14 protein-coding genes are annotated in these 15,925 nt (G+C 66.9%); 3 read left to right on the top strand and 11 right to left on the bottom strand.

Going from position 1 to position 15,925, the window contains the following annotated elements; translation table 11 throughout:
* Nucleotides 1-351: 351 nt before the first annotated feature.
* From G3N61_RS22210 to phnS, 7 genes are read right to left on the bottom strand one after another with little or no spacing between them, the layout of a single operon-like run.
* The gene (locus tag G3N61_RS22210) at nucleotides 352-903 is read right to left on the bottom strand and encodes a phosphonate degradation HD-domain oxygenase (protein ID WP_205823592.1); all 552 of its coding nucleotides are present in this window, start codon (nucleotides 901-903) and stop codon (nucleotides 352-354) included.
* Nucleotides 904-907: 4 nt separating this feature from the next.
* Nucleotides 908-2,362: a phosphonoacetaldehyde dehydrogenase gene (gene phnY / locus G3N61_RS22205; protein ID WP_205823591.1), complete on the bottom strand. Its 1,455-nt coding sequence runs from the start codon at nucleotides 2,360-2,362 to the stop codon at nucleotides 908-910.
* The gene (gene phnA / locus G3N61_RS22200) at nucleotides 2,359-3,666 is read right to left on the bottom strand and encodes a phosphonoacetate hydrolase (protein WP_205823590.1); all 1,308 of its coding nucleotides are present in this window, start codon (nucleotides 3,664-3,666) and stop codon (nucleotides 2,359-2,361) included. Before phnA ends, phnY begins: the two co-directional genes overlap by 4 nt.
* Nucleotides 3,663-4,523 carry a 2-aminoethylphosphonate ABC transport system, membrane component PhnV gene (gene phnV, locus G3N61_RS22195; protein ID WP_043180846.1) on the bottom strand — a complete coding sequence of 287 codons (861 nt, stop codon included), beginning with the start codon at nucleotides 4,521-4,523 and terminating at the stop codon, nucleotides 3,663-3,665. The genes phnA and phnV overlap by 4 nt, the downstream gene beginning before the upstream one ends.
* Nucleotides 4,513-5,433: a 2-aminoethylphosphonate ABC transporter permease subunit gene (gene phnU, locus G3N61_RS22190; protein WP_043181466.1), complete on the bottom strand. Its 921-nt coding sequence runs from the start codon at nucleotides 5,431-5,433 to the stop codon at nucleotides 4,513-4,515. The genes phnV and phnU overlap by 11 nt, the downstream gene beginning before the upstream one ends.
* The gene (phnT, locus tag G3N61_RS22185) at nucleotides 5,411-6,514 is read right to left on the bottom strand and encodes a 2-aminoethylphosphonate ABC transport system ATP-binding subunit PhnT (RefSeq protein ID WP_043180847.1); all 1,104 of its coding nucleotides are present in this window, start codon (nucleotides 6,512-6,514) and stop codon (nucleotides 5,411-5,413) included. The genes phnU and phnT overlap by 23 nt, the downstream gene beginning before the upstream one ends.
* Before the next feature lie 34 nt (nucleotides 6,515-6,548).
* The gene (gene phnS / locus G3N61_RS22180; RefSeq protein ID WP_043180848.1) at nucleotides 6,549-7,637 is read right to left on the bottom strand and encodes a 2-aminoethylphosphonate ABC transporter substrate-binding protein; all 1,089 of its coding nucleotides are present in this window, start codon (nucleotides 7,635-7,637) and stop codon (nucleotides 6,549-6,551) included.
* Nucleotides 7,638-7,897: 260 nt separating this feature from the next.
* Here phnS and G3N61_RS22175 point away from each other — a divergent pair, with 260 nt between their 5' ends.
* Nucleotides 7,898-9,007 (top strand): 2-aminoethylphosphonate--pyruvate transaminase, encoded by a 1,110-nt coding sequence (locus G3N61_RS22175; protein WP_043180850.1) that lies wholly within the window; start codon nucleotides 7,898-7,900, stop codon nucleotides 9,005-9,007.
* A gap of 106 nt (nucleotides 9,008-9,113) precedes the next feature.
* On the opposite strand, the gene G3N61_RS22170 is transcribed toward G3N61_RS22175, so the two are convergent.
* The 3 genes from G3N61_RS22170 to aroQ are packed head-to-tail and all read right to left on the bottom strand — an operon-like array spanning nucleotide 9,114 to nucleotide 11,806.
* Complete coding sequence (locus G3N61_RS22170) at nucleotides 9,114-10,466, bottom strand: MFS transporter (RefSeq protein ID WP_205823589.1); 1,353 nt, start codon at nucleotides 10,464-10,466, stop codon at nucleotides 9,114-9,116.
* Nucleotides 10,467-10,499: 33 nt separating this feature from the next.
* Nucleotides 10,500-11,354 (bottom strand): shikimate dehydrogenase, encoded by an 855-nt coding sequence (locus tag G3N61_RS22165; RefSeq protein WP_043180852.1) that lies wholly within the window; start codon nucleotides 11,352-11,354, stop codon nucleotides 10,500-10,502.
* On the bottom strand, nucleotides 11,351-11,806 hold the full coding sequence (aroQ, locus tag G3N61_RS22160) for a type II 3-dehydroquinate dehydratase (RefSeq protein WP_043180853.1): 456 nt from the start codon (nucleotides 11,804-11,806) through the stop codon (nucleotides 11,351-11,353). Before aroQ ends, G3N61_RS22165 begins: the two co-directional genes overlap by 4 nt.
* Before the next feature lie 257 nt (nucleotides 11,807-12,063).
* Between aroQ and G3N61_RS22155 the strand changes: the two genes are divergently transcribed.
* Nucleotides 12,064-13,956, top strand: a complete 1,893-nt coding sequence (locus G3N61_RS22155; RefSeq protein ID WP_205823588.1) for a sugar phosphate isomerase/epimerase and 4-hydroxyphenylpyruvate domain-containing protein — start codon at nucleotides 12,064-12,066, stop codon at nucleotides 13,954-13,956.
* Between the two features lie 288 nt (nucleotides 13,957-14,244).
* Complete coding sequence (locus G3N61_RS22150; RefSeq protein WP_043180855.1) at nucleotides 14,245-14,508, top strand: hypothetical protein; 264 nt, start codon at nucleotides 14,245-14,247, stop codon at nucleotides 14,506-14,508.
* A gap of 78 nt (nucleotides 14,509-14,586) precedes the next feature.
* On the opposite strand, the gene G3N61_RS22145 is transcribed toward G3N61_RS22150, so the two are convergent.
* Nucleotides 14,587-15,381 carry an AraC family transcriptional regulator gene (locus G3N61_RS22145; protein ID WP_043180856.1) on the bottom strand — a complete coding sequence of 265 codons (795 nt, stop codon included), beginning with the start codon at nucleotides 15,379-15,381 and terminating at the stop codon, nucleotides 14,587-14,589.
* Nucleotides 15,382-15,925 lie beyond the last annotated feature (544 nt).

Raw genomic sequence — 15,925 nt, 5'->3', positions numbered from 1 at the left:
CTTATCGGCTGTTAATTTTTAAAGAGCGTTTCTGCGAGGAACTTCGTGTTTCTCAGCAGCGCTGCGTTTTCAGCAGCAGAGAAGCGAGATTATGAACCGTGTTTCGCATTTCGTCAACAACTTTTTTCACTACATCGTTGCGACTGCGGGGTTCAACTTCCAGGCCAGTGGCGCGCTCCAGACTCCAGCACACCGCCAACCCTGCTTCCCTCTCCCGCGCCGTGTTTCCGTTAGCGCGAAAGAGGCGTGATTGTAGGCAACCTCTTCGATCTGCGCAAGGGGTTTTCTCAAAAAAATTTAAGGCCCCGCACGCTACCGCGTGCGGGGCCTTATATAGAAGCAGCCGAACCGTCAGCCCACGCGCGCCTGGCGCGCGACGATCTCCATATAGTGATCGAGATCCGGCGTCACCTTGCCTTCTTCCTTCGCCGTATCGTCCCAGCGGCGCAGACGCAGCGCGTCCTTCGCGAACGGGCGTTGCAGGAACGCCGCCGTCTCCTCTTCGCTGAAGATGCCGCCCTGCAACGCGAGGCTGCGCACCGAGTCCGGCGACAGGCTCTCGAAGTAGCCGGCGTCCGTGCGGCACAGGCAGCGCTTCGCGTCGACATGCAGCCGGATCGGCTCCAGCACCGCGTCGGAAAACAGCGGCCGCAGGAACGGCAGCACGTAATACTGATGCAGATCGTCGATCCCTCGGGCGCTCGGCGTCTCGCCCTGGCGATTCAGCAGATGCCCGAGATCGTGCAGGAACGCCGCCGCGACCAGCGCGTCGTCAGCTCCCGCCTCTTCCGCCAGCAATCCGCTCTGCAACGCATGCTCGAGCTGCGTGACCGGCTCGCCGCTATAGGCCACATGGCCATGCTCGCGATACAACCCGTGGATCTCTTCCACCGTCAATGCCATTCGTTCACTCCCAAGGCAGCGAAAACGTCTTCAGGTTCGTGAAGCTCTTCATCGCCTCCTGAACGCCTTCCTTGTAACCTAGCCCCGAATCCTTGATCCCGCCGAACGGCGACAGCTCGATCCGGTAGCCGGGCACTTCCCATACATTCACCGTGCCGACGTTCAGCTCGTTCACGAACCGCACGACCGCCGCCGTACTGTCCGTACAGACGCCCGACGACAGCCCGAACGCCGTCCCGTTGCTGATCCGGATCGCGTCGTCGATCGTGTCGAACGTGATCACCGGCGATACCGGGCCGAAGGTCTCCTCGCGCACGATCGTCATCGACGGATCGACGTTGTCGAGCACGGTCGGCGCATACAGCGCGCCGCGCCGCTCGTTGCCGGTCAACAGGCGTGCGCCCTGCGCGACCGCTTCGTCGACCCGCGCCTCGAACAGCCGCGCCGCTTCCTCGTCGATCACCGTGCCCATTTCGTTCGCGGGATCGAACGGATCGCCGTACTTCCATGCGCGCGTCTTCTCGACCAGCAACTCGGTGAAGGCGGGCGCGATCGAACGCTGCACCAGCATCCGCTTGACGGCCGTGCAGCGCTGGCCTGAATTCCGGTACGAGCCGAGCACCGCCAGCGACGTCGCGCGTTCGAGATCGGCATCGTCGAGGACGATCAGCGGATCGTTGCCGCCCAGTTCCAGCACGATGCGGCGGTAGCCGGCCCGCGCGGCAATCGCCTTGCCGATCGCCACGCCGCCCGTAAAGGTAATCAGCGACGCATGCGGATGCGTGACGAGTTCGTCTGCGATCTCGCGCGGATCGCCGGTCAGCACCTGCAGCATCGGCTCCGGCAGCCCGGCTTCGACCAGCAGGTCGGCCAGGTAGAACGCCGACAGCGGCACCTTCTCCGACGGCTTCAAGATCACGCGGTTGTTGGTCGCGATCGCCGGCGCGATCTTGTGCGCCACCTGGTTCATCGGATGATTGAACGGCGTGATCGCGACGATCACGCCGTCGAGCGGCTGCCGCTGCGAAAACACGCGGCGCGCCTTGCCGTGGGGCGTCAGGTCGCACGAGAAACTCTGCGCGTCGTCGCGCAGCGCCTCGATTGCCGCAAACTTCAGCACATCGGCAACGCGGCCGATCTCGTAGCGGGAGTCCAGTTTCGACAGGCCCGATTCGAGCGTGATCAGGTCGGACGCTTCCTCGGTACGCTCGCGCAACAGCGCGGCCGCGCGTTCGAGGATCTGCGAGCGCTCGTAACGCGTGAGCTTCGGCCGATACGCCATCGCGTAGTCGAATGCCGCGCGCACATCGTCGACGCTCGCCAGCGGCACCGTGCCGACGCGCGTGCCCGTGTATGGGTCCATGACGTCGAGCGTGCGTTCCCGCATCGCGCGCGTGCCGCACCAGCGCAGCGCCTCTGCGCGAAACGCCGGGTGATCGTGTCGGGGATGAGCCATCATGTCGCGACCCGGTTCAGCACGAAATCGAACACGTCGAAGTTGCGCGGGCGACGCGCGGGATCGAGCGGCTCGATACGGCGATTGAACAGCAGCGGCACTTCCTGCTCCGACACGCCGCCATGCGAACGCAGCGGCACCGTGAGACCCGACAGATCGTGTTCGCGCTCACGCGTGCCGAGCGTCATGTCGCGGCGGCCGATCACGACGAGATCGCCGATCCGGTCGGCCGGCAGCTCGAAACGTGCGGCAGCTTCCGCGTTGTCGAGCACGAGCTCGACGCCGTCGAGACTGCCGACGCGCCACATCGCCTCCGCCCGGTCGACACCCGGCGCCAGATAGATGGTCGCAAACGAACCGAGCGCGCCATGGTGCACGACGTACGGATCGGTGATCGGCAGGATCACGCGCGCAGCCTGCGCGCCGTACCAGCCGTCGAATGCGTCCTGCAGATAGATGACGTTCGGCCGGCCCGTCGCGGGATCGTGCTTCGCGTTCATCCCGTGATCGGCCGTGAGCCCGATCACCCAGCCGAGCGCGTCGAGCTGCGCGAGATAGCCGTCCATCATCGCGTAGAACGCGTTCGCGCCGGCACTGCCCGGCTCGCACTTGTGCTGCACGTAATCGGTGGTCGACAGGTACATCAGGTCGACCTGGCGCGTCTGCGCAAGCCGCACGCCGGCCGCGAACACGAATTCGGACAACGCCGCGCTGTAGACGTCCGGCGACGGCAGGCCTACCCAGTCGAGCACGTCGACGATCCCGTTTTCCGCGAGATTCGCCTGCGCGGCCTTCTCGGCCGAAAAGCAGATGCCGTTCATCTGCCAGCCGAGCAGCCGGCGCAGCTTGTCCTTCGCCGTCACGACGGCAACCCGCGCACCGGCGTCGGACGCCGCCGCGAGCAGCGTGCCGGCCCGCAGGTAGGCCGGGTCGTTCATCATGACTTCGGCACCGCGCCCGCCGTCGGCGGCCGGATCCCAGAAATAGTTGCCGCAGATCCCGTGGACCGACGGCGGCACGCCGCAGACGATCGACAGGTTGTTCGGGTTGGTGAAGGTCGGCACGACGCAATCGCCACGCCAGGCCGTGCCTTCCGCGATCATCCGGCCGATGAACGGCGCGACGCCCGCTTCCACCGCCCGTTCGAGATAGTCGTACTCGCAGCCGTCGACGCAGACGACGACGGTCGGCTCGACCGGCAGCCGGTAGTGCCGGCCGTTGACGTCGACGGAACGTCCCGCGAGATCCGTCGAAGCGCCCGCTGCCGATGCTTCGCCCGGTTGGCGCAATGCGAACGCGGCGTTCATGATGCCACCCGCTTGCCGCGCGGCACGCGCGCAGCGATCAGCAGCAGCGCCGCGAGCGACGCGCCGAGCATCAGCAGCGACAGCGCCGATGCCGGAAGGTAGTAACCGCGCTCCACCTGGCCGATCACGACGATCGGCACGGTCGCGAAGCCGGGCGGATACACCGTCAGCGTCGCGCCGAGCTCACCGAGCGACAGCGCAAAGCCGAGCGCGAGGCTCGCGCGCAGCGCCGGCACGAGTTGCGGCAGCAGCACGCGGCGCAGCACCATCGCGGGCGGCGCACCGAGGCTCGCCGCGGCTTCGCGCAGCACGGTCAGTTCCGGACGCAGCGCGGCGGCCGCGCAGCGATAGCAGAACGGCAAAATCAGCGCGAGCTGCACGAGCACGACGATCGCCGCCGAGCTCGACAGGTCGACCGGCTTCTGGTGATACGCGATCAGCACCGCAAGCCCGAGCACGACGCTCGGCACGCCGTTCGGCACCATCACGAGCGCGTCGACCACCGCGCCGAGGCCGCGCCGGTCGCGCCCTTCGAGCGCCAGCGCAAGCCACAGCCCGAGGATCGTGCCGACCGCCGACACGCCGAAGCCGATTTCCAGGCTCGTCAGCAGCGCGTCGTATTCCGGCGACCCGAGCCGCTCGAACCAGCGCAGGCTGTAGCCGGCCGGCAGAATCGTGCCCGACCACTGCGTCGACACGCTCGACAGCGCGACGACGACGACAGGCAACACGAACAACCAGAAGCACGCGAACGCGGCCAGCGCGAGCGCCGCGCGCGACGCATGCTTGAGCACCGTGTCGCCCCAGCCGATCTGGTGGCGCGGCACGGCTTGCCCGATACGAAATTCAGCGGACATCGTTCCCTCCCGTCGCACGCCGGTTCACCCGGCGATAAACCGCATACAGCGCCAGCGACAGCGCGAGCATCACGACCGCGCCGGCCGACGCGGTCGGCAGGTCGAGGTCGACGGTCGCGCTGCTGTAGATCGCGACCGGCAGCGTCACGAGCCGCGCGCTGCCGAGCACCAGCAGAATCCCGAACTCGTTCAACGTCAGCAGAAAGCACAGCACGGTGCCGGCGGCGATACCCGGCCACGCGATCGGCAGCACGACGCGGCGGGCGAGCATCCAGCCGGACGCGCCGAGGCTGCGCGCGGCTTCGATCAGCCGCAGGTCGAGCGTCGCGAACGACGCGAGCGTCGGCCGCACCACGAACGGCGTATAGAACACGGTCTGCGCGAGGATCACGCCGCCAATGCCGAACAGGAAGTCGAGCGGCGGATTCTCGAGATGGAACAGGTGCTGCAGCGCAATGCTGATCGAGCCCTGCGAGCCGTACAGAAAGATCAGCGTGAACGCGACCAGGAACGACGGGAACGCAACGTACAGTTCCAGGAAGCGCGTGACGAGCGACGCGCCCGGAAACGGCTTGAAGAACAGCAGCGCAGCCAGCAGCACGCCGAGCACCGACGCGGTGCCGGCACTCGCGAACAGCACGCCGAGCGTCGTCAGCATCACGTCGCGCGTGTCGGGGTTGCCGAAGAACGTGCGGTACGCGGCAAAACTCAGCCCGTGGTCGCCCGATACGCTCAGCAGCACGAGCCGCACCAGCGGATAAACGACGAGCGGGCCCAGCAGGAGGATCGCAAGCGCGGCCAGGTGCAGGTCGCCCATGCGCTTGCGGCGCCGCGCAGCGGCGGCGTGCGCGGCGGCCGACGCGAGCACGTGCGGCGGCAGGCCGGCTTCAGGGCTCGATAAGGACGACATCGTCTGCCTCGCAATGCAGGGAAACGCGCGCACCGCGCTCGGGAGCCGCACCGCGGCCGCGTTGCATCGTGACGCGCACGGGTTCGTCGGGGGCCGCATCGATCGTGACCGCGATCGACAGGTCCGCGCCCTGCCATTCGACGGACGACACCGTGCCGTGCAGCCCGCCCGCAGCGGGCGGCATCACGGTCAGGCGCTCGGGGCGCACGCAGGCCACCTTGCCGCGCACTTCGTGGCGCGGATCGCCGAGCGGGAAGATCACGTGCGGCGGCAGCAGGTTCGCCGGGCCGAGATAGCGTGCGACGTAGCCGTCCTGCGGCGCGTCGTACAACTGCTGTGGCGTGCCGAGCTGCGCGATATGGCCGTCGCGCATCAGCAGCGCGCGATCGGACAGCACGAGCGCGTCGTCGCGGTCGTGCGTCACGCAGACGACGGTCAGGTTCGGCAGGCGCTCGTGTAGCGCCTTCAGTTCGCTGCGCACCGATGCGCGCAGGTTGGCGTCGAGCGCCGACAGCGGCTCGTCGAGCAGCAGCACGTCCGGCTCGATCACGAGCGCGCGCGCCAGTGCGACACGCTGCTGCATCCCGCCCGACAGTTGCGCGGGCAGGTGATGGCCCGCATCGCCGAGCTGCACGAGCTTCAGCGCGTCGGCAACGCGGCGCGTCACTTCCGACGACGCCATGCCGCGGGCGCGCAGCCCGAATGCGACGTTCTCGAACACCGACAGGTGCGGGAACAGCGCGTAATTCTGGAACAGCAGACCGAGATTGCGCTTGTGCGGCGGCGCATAGGTCAGGTCGCGTCCGGCAACGGTCAGCGTGCCGGTCAGGCCATCGGCCTTCACGAACCCGGCGATGAAGCGCAGCAGCGTGGTCTTGCCGCAGCCGCTCTTGCCGAGCACCGTCAGAAATTCACCGGCACCGATCGACAGCGACAGATCTTCCAGCACCGTGCGTGCGCCGTAGCGCACGCTCAGGTGTTCGATCTGCACGCCGCCCGGCGCGCCGGACCGCAGCGTTGCTTGCGGTTCGGCGGCGCCGAATGCGCCGGGATGGGTCAGGGTGGTTTCCACCGGGTTCATCCTCTTGCTCACAAATACAGGCGGCGTGCGCCGATCACTTCGGCTTGACGACGTCGAGCTGCTTGCCCGAGCTGCCGATCACGTCCTTCTTCCAGCGCTCGATCCACACCGGCTTCTTCGCCATCACCTGGGTCCAGTCGACCGGGATCAGCTTCACGCCCGCGATCGCCTTCTTGACCGCTTCGCCGTTCTTGCCGGCCAGCGGCACGTCCGTGCGGCCCGGGATACCGTACATGTCCGGCACCTTCGACTGCACTTCCGTCGACATCAGGTAGTCGATCAGCTTCTTGCCGGCGTCCTGGTTCGGGCCGCTCTTGATCAGGCCGATGCCGTACGGGAGCTGGAACGTGGTCGGCTGGTCGCCATCCTTCGCGGCCAGGAAGATCGGCTTGACGGACAGCGCGCCGTGTTCGGCATCGTCGAGGTCCATCTGCAGGTCGCCGTTCGCGACGCTGATTTCGTTACGCGACAGCAGCACGTTCAGGTAGCCCGTGCCCTTCGTGTGGAACTTCACGCTCTTCGACAGTTGCGCGAGGTAGTCGAACGCCTTGTCCTCGCCCATCAGCGACGTCGTCAGGATCAGCACGGCCATCCCGTCGCCGGCCGTGGCCGGGTTCGAGTACGCGACCTTGCCCGCGTAGGCCGGCGACAGCAGGTCGCCAAACGTCTTCGGCTGGTTCTTCACGACGTCCGGGTTGATCGCGAACGAGAAGTAGTTGTTCACGAACGTTGCCCACGTGCCGTCTTCAGCCTTCGCGATGGCCGGCACGTTCTTGTAGTTCACGCTCTGGTACGGCTGCAGCAGGCCCATCTGGCCGGCTTGCTGAATGAACGGCGGCAGCGTGACGAGCACGTCGGCCTTCGGCGAGTTCTTCTCGATGTTCGCGCGGTTGACGACTTCACCGCTGCCCGCCGTCACGATGTTGACCTTGACGCCTTCCTTCTTCTCGAAAGCCGGCAGCACATCGCGATAGAGGTTCTCGAGACCGTCTGCCGTATACAGCACGACCGCGCTCGCCGCATGGGCGGGCAACGCGGCGCCCATCAGACCGGCGACGCTGGCGGCCAGCGCAAGCTTGCGGAACGCGCCGGCAGCGGCGCGCGAGGGTTTCTGCAGTGTCATCTGACTTCTCCGTAGGCGGAACACCAAATGGCCGGGGGCACGATCCGGCTCTCCTGTTATCTCCGGGCAAGGCCGATCGACGGCCCGCCTCGCCGCCGCGCTGAGGTTAGGTTTTGCGCGGCAAGCGAAGGATCACAGCGTTCGATGACAAACCCGTGACGAATACCACAATTTCCAAAAAATGACACATTTTGCCAATATCATGCAAGTCATTCAGAAATGCCGCCCGGCGTTTCTTCCTACCTTTGCAGAGGAAAACCATGTCCGATCCGATTCTTCTTACGCCCGGCCCGCTCACCACGTCCGCCACAACCCGCCACGCAATGCAACATGACTGGGGCTCGTGGGATGCCGCTTTCAATGAACTGACGGCCAGCGTCTGCGCGGATCTCGTCGCGATCGCGCACGGCGGCGACGAGTACGTGTGCGTGCCGATGCAGGGCAGCGGCACGTTCTCGGTCGAAGCAGCGCTCGGCACGCTGGTGCCGCGCGACGGCGTCGTGCTGGTGCCCGACAACGGCGCGTACTGCGCGCGCATCCTGAAGATCCTCGGCCGGCTCGGTATCGAAGCGATCGCGTTGCCGTTCGGCGAGGACGCCGCCGTCGATCCGGCCGCGATCGAAGCCGCGTTCGCGCGCGAGCCGCGCATCACGCACGTCGCGCAGGTGCATCTGGAGACGAGCGCCGGCATCCTGAACCCGCTCGACGACATCGCCGCCGTGTGCCGGCGCCACGGCAAGCGGTTGATCGTCGACGCGATGAGCTCGTTCGGCGCGCTGCCGATCAAGCTGGCCGGCAGCGGCATCGATGCGCTGATCTCGGCAAGCGGGAAATGCCTCGAAGGCGTGCCGGGGATGGGGTTCGCGATCGTGCGGCGCGATGCGCTCGACGCGAGCGAAGGCAACTCGCCGTCGCTCGCGCTCGATCTCCACGATCAGTACGCGTATCTGCGCAAGACGGGCCAGTGGCGTTTCACGCCGCCGACGCACGTGATCGCCGCGCTGCGCGCCGCGCTCGACCAGTATCTCGCCGAAGGCGGCCAGCCGGCGCGCGGCGCGCGCTATGTGGACAACTGCCGGACGCTGGTCGAATCGATGCACGCGCTCGGCTTCACGCCGTTCCTCGATGCGAGCGTGCAGGCGCCGGTGATCGTCACGTTCCACGCGCCCGACCACCCGGCCTACGATTTCCGCCGCTTCTACGACGCCGTGCGCGACGCAGGCTTCATCCTGTATCCGGGCAAGCTCACGCAGCTCGAGACGTTCCGCGTCGGCTGCATCGGCGCGATCGACTCGAACGATATCCGGCGCGCGGTCGCGGCAATCGCACAGGCGGTCGAGTCGCTCGGCATCGCCGTGCAGCGCGCATAAGCGCGGCACGACGCTAGCCGGCAGACCCGCCGGCACACGCAAACAAAAAAGCCCGGCGGCCTTGCGGCTGCCGGGCGAACGCACTGGATGTGCGTGGAGCCGGTGCTTACAGCTCGATCCGCTTGATGTCGCCGACCACGAAGATGTACGACGCCGCGCCAACCAGCGCGATCACACCGATGAACACGAGCGCGCCGACGAACGACCCGGTCGACGCGACGATGAAACCGACCACGAGCGGCGTGACGATCCCGGCGAGGTTCGCCGCGAAGTTGAAGATGCCGCCCGTGACGCCGAGCAGGCCGTCCGGCGCGATGTCCGACACGAGCGTCCAGCCGAGTGCGGCCATCCCTTGCGCGAAGAATGCAACCGACATGATCGCGATCACGGCCTCGTTGCTCTGCACGTAGTTCGCGAGAATGATCGTCGACGCGAGCAGCAGGCCCGCGATGATCGGCAGCTTGCGCGCGAGGTTCGCGGACTTGCCGCGGCGCAGCAGCCAGTCGGAGAAAATCCCGCCGAACATCACGCCGACCGACGCGGCGATGAACGGCATCACTGCGAAGAAACCGATCTTCAGCCAGCCCATGTGACGCTCGGTCGCGAGGTAGGTCGGGAACCAGGTCAGGAAGAACACGAGCGTCGAGTTGCCGGCGAACTGGCCGAGGCAGATGCCCGCGAGCTGGCGCTTCTTCAGCAGCTTGCCGGCCATCGCCCAGCTGAATGCCTTCTGCTCGCCCTTGGCGCCCTTGCCACCTTTTTCGCCGTCCTTGCGCACGCCGTGCACCAGGCCGCCGCCCGCCTCGATATAGGCCAGCTCCTCCGAATTCGCGCCCGGATGGTTGCGCGGCTCGTGATAAAACTTCCACCAGACCAGGCCGAACACGATACCGATCGCGCCGACGACCCAGAACAGCGAGCGCCAGCCGAATGCCCCCATCAGCGCAAACAGCACCGGGCTGAAGAACGCGAGGCCGATGTACTCGCCGACGGTGTAGGTACCCGTCGCCATCGCACGCTCGTTCTGCGGGAACCACGTCGCGACGACGCGGCTGTTGGTCGGGAAGCACGGCGCCTCCGCGATGCCCAGGCCGAGACGACAGGTGAGCAGCGTCGCGACGCCGGGCACGAAGCCCTGCAGGAACGTGCACAGCGACCACAACGTCATCGACCAGTAGTAAGTGACCTTGCTGCCGAAACGGTCGAGAAAGAGGCCGCCGGGCACCTGCGCGGCCACATACGTCCACGAAAACGCGGAAAACATGATGCCCATCACGGCCGCGTTGATGCCGAGCTCCTTGGTGAGCTGCGGCGCAGCCACCCCCAGCACCGTGCGGTCGAGATAGTTGATCATCGTGCCGATCGCGAGCAGCGCGAGAATCTTGTAGCGCGCCGAGGTGCGCCGGACGGTGCCGGACGCCTGCGCCGGCGCGGCGCTCGTGTGGGTGGTGTGCTGCATGGTCGTCTCCTGGTCTCTCTTTCTGGAAGGGGGTCAGCGCGCGACGAGCGACTGAAAGTGATCGAACATCCGCTCGGCGTCGGGCGTGCGTCCGGTGAAGATCTCGAACGCGTCGACCGCCTGGTAGACGGCCATCCCGCCGCCCGGCAGCGTGGCGCAGCCGGCCGCGCGCGCCGCGTGGATCAGTTCGGTTTCGAGCGGGAAATACACGATGTCGGCCACCCACATGCCCGCGTGGAGCAGCTCGGCCGGCAGCGGCAGGCCCGGATGCTTGGCCATGCCGGTCGGCGTCGCGTGGATCAGGCCCGTCGCGGCGCGCATCGCGTCCGCGAGATCGCCGCCCTGCACGACGCGTGCCGCGGGGAAGCGCTGCTGCAGCTCGGCCGCGAGCGCGGCGGCGCGCGTGCCGTCGACATCGAAAATCGTCAGTTCGGCCGCGCCCATCTGCAGCGCGGCGTGCGCAACGGCCGCGCCCGCGCCGCCCGCACCGAGCTGGACGACGCGTTCGAGCGACGCGTCCGGCAACCCGCGGCGAAACGATTTCGCGAAGCCCGACCAGTCGGTGTTGTGGCCGATCCGCTTGCCGTCCTTGAACAGCACGGTGTTCACCGCGCCGAGCGCACGCGCATCGTCCGACAGCGCGTCGAGGTGCTCGATCACGCGCTGCTTGCACGGGTGCGTGATGTTCAGGCCGTTGTAGCCCATCCGCTGCGCGGCATCGAGCAGTTGCGGCAGGGCGTCGACGGTCACGCCGAGCGCGTCGAGATCGATGCGCCGGTAGACATAGCCGAACCCCTGGCGGAATCCTTCTTCCTCGTGCATCGCGGGCGACAGCGAGCCGCCGATGCCCTGGCCGATCAGGCCGATCAGAAACGACGGGCGGCTCATCGTGCGGCTCCCTGCGCGAACAGCGTCGCCAGACGCTGCAGCGCGAACACGTAGCCTTCGGTGCCGCAGCCGCAGATCACGGCTTCGGCCACCGCCGACACATAAGAATGGTGACGGAACGCTTCGCGGCGATGCACGTTCGAGATATGCACTTCGATCACGGGCTTCGCGATCGCGGAAAGCGCGTCGGCCAGCGCCACCGACGTATGCGTATAGGCGGCCGGGTTGATCACGATGCCGTGCGTGTCGTGACGCGCGGCATGCAGCCAGTCGATCAGCTGGTGCTCGGCGTTCGACTGACGGAAGTCGATTTCCAGCCCGAGCCCCTCGGCCGCCGTGCGGCAGCGCTGCTCGACGTCGGCGAGCGTTTCCGCGCCGTAGATATGGGGCTCGCGGGTCCCCAGCAGATTCAGGTTCGGGCCGTTCAGCACCAGCACCTTGTGCTTGCTCATGGTGATTCTGCTCCTAAAACAGGGGCGGACCGTGACCGGCATCGCCCCGAAGACATCGGAATTTGGCGCTAGTGTGCGCCCGGGAAGGCAAGCTGTCTTTTCGGGTTTTCGCTAATTTGTACCACCTAGTTAGTTTGTACAATACGCATCACTAGCCCAGTAAATTCGGGATATGGCGCGCACCAGGAATTCAATGACTGGTTCATTCAGGGTCGGTTCGACCGACGCCATGCCCCGCTCATCCGCAGGATTCGCCCATGCAGCGCTCGATCGCCACCGTGTCACTGTCCGGCACGCTCGCCGAGAAACTCGCCGCCATCCAGGCCGCAGGCTTCGACGGCGTGGAAATCTTCGAAAACGACCTCGTCTATTTCGATGGATCGCCGGCCGACGTCCGGCGCATGGCCGCCGATCTCGGCCTCGACATCGTGCTGTTCCAGCCGTTTCGCGACTTCGAGGGCGTGAGCCCGGCCCAGCTCGCCCGCAACCTCGACCGGATCAAGCGCAAGTTCGACGTGATGCATGCGCTCGGCACCGACCGCATCCTGGTGTGCAGCAACGTGTCGGCCGACACGATCGCCGACGACGGGCTGCTCGTCGACCAGCTCGGCGCGCTCGCGGAAGCCGCGCGGCAGGCCGGCGTGGTCGCCGCGTACGAAGCGCTCGCGTGGGGCCGCGTCGTGAAGCGCTACGGCCATGCGTGGACACTCGTGAATGCGGTGAACAGCCCGCATCTCGGCCTGGCGCTCGACAGCTTCCACACGCTGTCGCTCGACGATTCGCCGGACGCGATCGCCGACATCCCCGGCGACCGGATCGCGTTCGTGCAGATCGCCGATGCGCCGAAGCTCGCGATGGACGTGCTCGAATGGAGCCGCCACTACCGCTCGTTCCCGGGTCAGGGCGACTTCGACCTCGCACGCTTCACCGCGCGCGTGATCGAGTCGGGCTATACGGGGCCGCTGTCGCTCGAGATCTTCAACGACGGCTTCCGCGCGGCGCCGACCGCGATCACGGCCGCCGACGGCCATCGCTCGCTGCTCTATCTGGAAGAACTGACGCGCGAGCGGCTCGCGCAGGACGGCCGCGCGCCGGCCGCCAGCCAGCCGCTGTTCGCCCCGCCGGCGCCGCCCGCGCACGTCGGGTTCCAGTTCATCGAATTCGCCGTGGACGCGCAGGCGGCGGCGACCGTCGGCGAATGGCTCGGCCGGATGCGCTTCCGGCTCGCGGGCCGGCATCGGTCGAAGGACGTGACGCTGTTCCAGCACGGCGCCGCGTCGATCGTGCTGAATGCGGAGCGCGACTCGTTCGCCGATGCGTTCTTCCAGCAGCACGGGCTGTCGCTGTGCGCATCGGCATTCCGCGTCGACGACGCGAAAGTGGCGTTCGACCGCGCAGCCGGCTTCGGCTATGCGCCGTTCTCCGGCCGCGTCGGGCCGAACGAACGCGTGCTGCCGAGCGTGCAGGCGCCGGACGGCAGCCTCGAGTACTTCGTCGACGAAGCGCCGAACGCGCCGACGCTGTACGAATCGGACTTCGTGCTGACCGACATCGACGGCCCGAGCGAAGTCGGCCCGCTGACGGGCATCGATCACGTGTGCCTCGCGCTGCCGGCCGACGCGCTCGATACGTGGATCCTGTTCTTCAAGACCGCATTCGGCTTCGAGGCCGAGCGCAGCTGGCTCGTGCCCGACCCGTACGGGCTGATGCGCAGCCGCGCGGTGCGCAGCGCCGACGGTTCGGTACGGATCGCGCTGAACGCGTCGGTCGACCGGCACACGGCGGTCGCCGAATCGCTCGACCGCTACCACGGCACGGGGCTGAACCACGTCGCGTTCCGCACGGACGACATCGTGAAGACGATCGCCGCGTTCGCGGCCGACGGCATTCCGTTCCTGCGCATTCCGCCGAACTACTACGACGATCTCGCCGCCCGCTACGCGCTGCCGGACGAGCTGATCGACACGCTGAGCACCCATCACCTGCTGTACGACCGCGACGAACACGGCGGGGAGTTCCTGCACGCGTATACAGAACTGGTCGACAACCGCTTCTCGCTCGAGATCGTCGAGCGGCGCGGCGGATACGACGGCTACGGCGCGACAAACGCGGCCGTGCGGCTCGCCGCACAGGCGCAGCGCAGGAAATAAGGGAAGGAACTGAACCGGGATTTCGGGGCCGAATCGCATTCGCAGCCCGCGGTTGCCCCAAAGGGCCACATCCCACGCGCACCATCGTGGTGAATCGCGCGGCGGCGCACCCGCCCGCGCGGCTCACCGCGATCGAGCCGGAAACCGCATTCCATATGGCGTTACATCCCGTAACCCATACCGCAGCGCAGCATCCCGTCGCCCACCGTGGTTTTAAGAATCGCTTAAGTCTTCGACGGCACCATCCGCAACCAGTACCCCATGGTTATCTTGAAAAGGAGGAAAGCGATGAGCGCCGTAGATGCACCCGCGGGCCGCCAGGCCGCGCCCCCTGTAAAGAAGACGATGCTGCGCCGCCTGCTCAGTCATCATGAAATCGCGACGCTGCTCGTGCTGCTGCATGCCCCGATCGGCGCGAATGCCAAACCCGAACTGCCCGCGCTGCAGGAAGCCGGCCTCGTCGAGATGGTCAAGCTCGACGCCGATACGACACCCAGCTTCCGGCTGACCGAAGACGGCACCGCCGTCCTGAAGGGGCTCGGCTACCGCTGAGCCGCCGTTTTCACCCTTTCCCGTTTTCCCGCATCACCCCCGATCCCAGCGACTCGCCGGCCCTTTCGGCGTGTCGCGTCACCCTGCCCGCTCCTGCAGCATCAACCGGTATTCCGTCGGCGTCACGCCGACCGTCGCCTTGAACTGGCGCGTGAACGCGCTGTGATCCGTATAGCCGCATAGCGCCGCGACATCGGTCACCTTGTCGTGCGTGACGAGCAGCGCGGTGGCCGCATCGAGCCGCGTCTTCAGCAGCACCTGGCGCGGCGTCAGGTGGAACACCTTGTGGAAGTAGCGTTCGAGCTGCGCCACCGACATCCCGGCCATCTGCGCGAGCTGCTTCAGGTTCAGCGGCTGCACGTAGTGATCCTGGATGTGCTGGACCACGTCCGCGAGCTTGCTGTACGCCGGATGCGAGCCTTCGTGCGCCTTCAGGTCGCGCGAGATGCCGGCGAGGCCGACGACCTTACCCGCCGCATCGCGCAACGGCTCCTTGCAGGTCAGGCACCAGCCCGGCTGGCGACCCGGATACAGATGCAGCTCGAGCTGATCGATCAGCTGCTGGCCGGCGTTGATCGTCGCCATGTCCTGCTCGAAATAGCTGCGGCCGAAGCGGCGCGGAAACACTTCGTCGGCCGTCTTGCCGAGCAGGTCGCGCTTGTCCTTGTAGCCGCAGCGCATCGCCAGCGTGCGATTGACGATCGCGTAGCGGCCGCTCGCATCCTTCACGAAGAACGCGACGTCCGGCAGCGCATCGAACACCGGTTCGAGCAGGCGGAAATGCGCAAGCATCGCGCCGAGATCGGCGTTGTCGGGCTGGTAGCGCAATGGTTCGGACAGGCTCATGGGCGGTACGGCAAGCAAGGTCGTCATCCCGGCAACCGCATGGCGAGTGGCAGATGGCGTCGATTATAGAAGCGCCCCTTCGATCGCGTCGTGCCGATCGCGGGGCGGGCAAGTTGGCGGAGGCCGCCGCATCGCGCCGCCGATCGGTCGGCATCGTCACGCGATATACCGCATACGTTGCGTGCGCAACCACTGCGCTGCGCATGCGGCGGCCGGCCGCGTATCCGCTTGCGTCAGCGCGGCAACCACGCATGCGCCGATGCCGACATGCCGCGAGCGCACTGGCTCACCCGCGCACCGGCACGGCGCGCCCGAACTCGCCAGCATAAAAATGCGAACGTGCAGCGTCTTGGCGCGTTTGCGCATTCGGCGTGACGAAATCGGCACATATCAGGGTTATCGACGATATGCCGATATCGTCGCCGGCCGCGCACCGAACGCGCAAGACGCACGCATTTTCGCTACCTAGACTTTGCTTCACGGTCACGAGACGACCGCCCGCCGCGGCAGCAATCGGCGTGCACGGCCTGCGGCATCGGCCATCACGCACGCCGATTCCGGCACAGCCCGG

Source organism: Burkholderia sp. Ac-20349, assembly GCF_017104865.1.
Taxonomy (GTDB): domain Bacteria; phylum Pseudomonadota; class Gammaproteobacteria; order Burkholderiales; family Burkholderiaceae; genus Burkholderia; species Burkholderia aenigmatica.
The sequence above is the reverse complement of the archived record's forward strand: the minus strand, read 5'-3'. Positions and strand labels throughout refer to the sequence as shown.

Bases quoted from the DNA above. Each gene is read 5' to 3' on its own strand.
- G3N61_RS22210 (WP_205823592.1), bottom strand. From the start codon at position 903: ATGGCATTGACGGTGGAAGAGATCCACGGGTTGTATCGCGAGCATGGC.
- phnY (WP_205823591.1), bottom strand. From the start codon at position 2,362: ATGATGGCTCATCCCCGACACGATCACCCGGCGTTTCGCGCAGAGGCG.
- phnA (WP_205823590.1), bottom strand. From the start codon at position 3,666: ATGAACGCCGCGTTCGCATTGCGCCAACCGGGCGAAGCATCGGCAGCG.
- phnV (WP_043180846.1), bottom strand. From the start codon at position 4,523: ATGTCCGCTGAATTTCGTATCGGGCAAGCCGTGCCGCGCCACCAGATC.
- phnU (WP_043181466.1), bottom strand. From the start codon at position 5,433: ATGTCGTCCTTATCGAGCCCTGAAGCCGGCCTGCCGCCGCACGTGCTC.
- phnT (WP_043180847.1), bottom strand. From the start codon at position 6,514: ATGAACCCGGTGGAAACCACCCTGACCCATCCCGGCGCATTCGGCGCC.
- phnS (WP_043180848.1), bottom strand. From the start codon at position 7,637: ATGACACTGCAGAAACCCTCGCGCGCCGCTGCCGGCGCGTTCCGCAAG.
- G3N61_RS22175 (WP_043180850.1), top strand. From the start codon at position 7,898: ATGTCCGATCCGATTCTTCTTACGCCCGGCCCGCTCACCACGTCCGCC.
- G3N61_RS22170 (WP_205823589.1), bottom strand. From the start codon at position 10,466: ATGCAGCACACCACCCACACGAGCGCCGCGCCGGCGCAGGCGTCCGGC.
- G3N61_RS22165 (WP_043180852.1), bottom strand. From the start codon at position 11,354: ATGAGCCGCCCGTCGTTTCTGATCGGCCTGATCGGCCAGGGCATCGGC.
- aroQ (WP_043180853.1), bottom strand. From the start codon at position 11,806: ATGAGCAAGCACAAGGTGCTGGTGCTGAACGGCCCGAACCTGAATCTG.
- G3N61_RS22155 (WP_205823588.1), top strand. From the start codon at position 12,064: ATGCAGCGCTCGATCGCCACCGTGTCACTGTCCGGCACGCTCGCCGAG.
- G3N61_RS22150 (WP_043180855.1), top strand. From the start codon at position 14,245: ATGAGCGCCGTAGATGCACCCGCGGGCCGCCAGGCCGCGCCCCCTGTA.
- G3N61_RS22145 (WP_043180856.1), bottom strand. From the start codon at position 15,381: ATGACGACCTTGCTTGCCGTACCGCCCATGAGCCTGTCCGAACCATTG.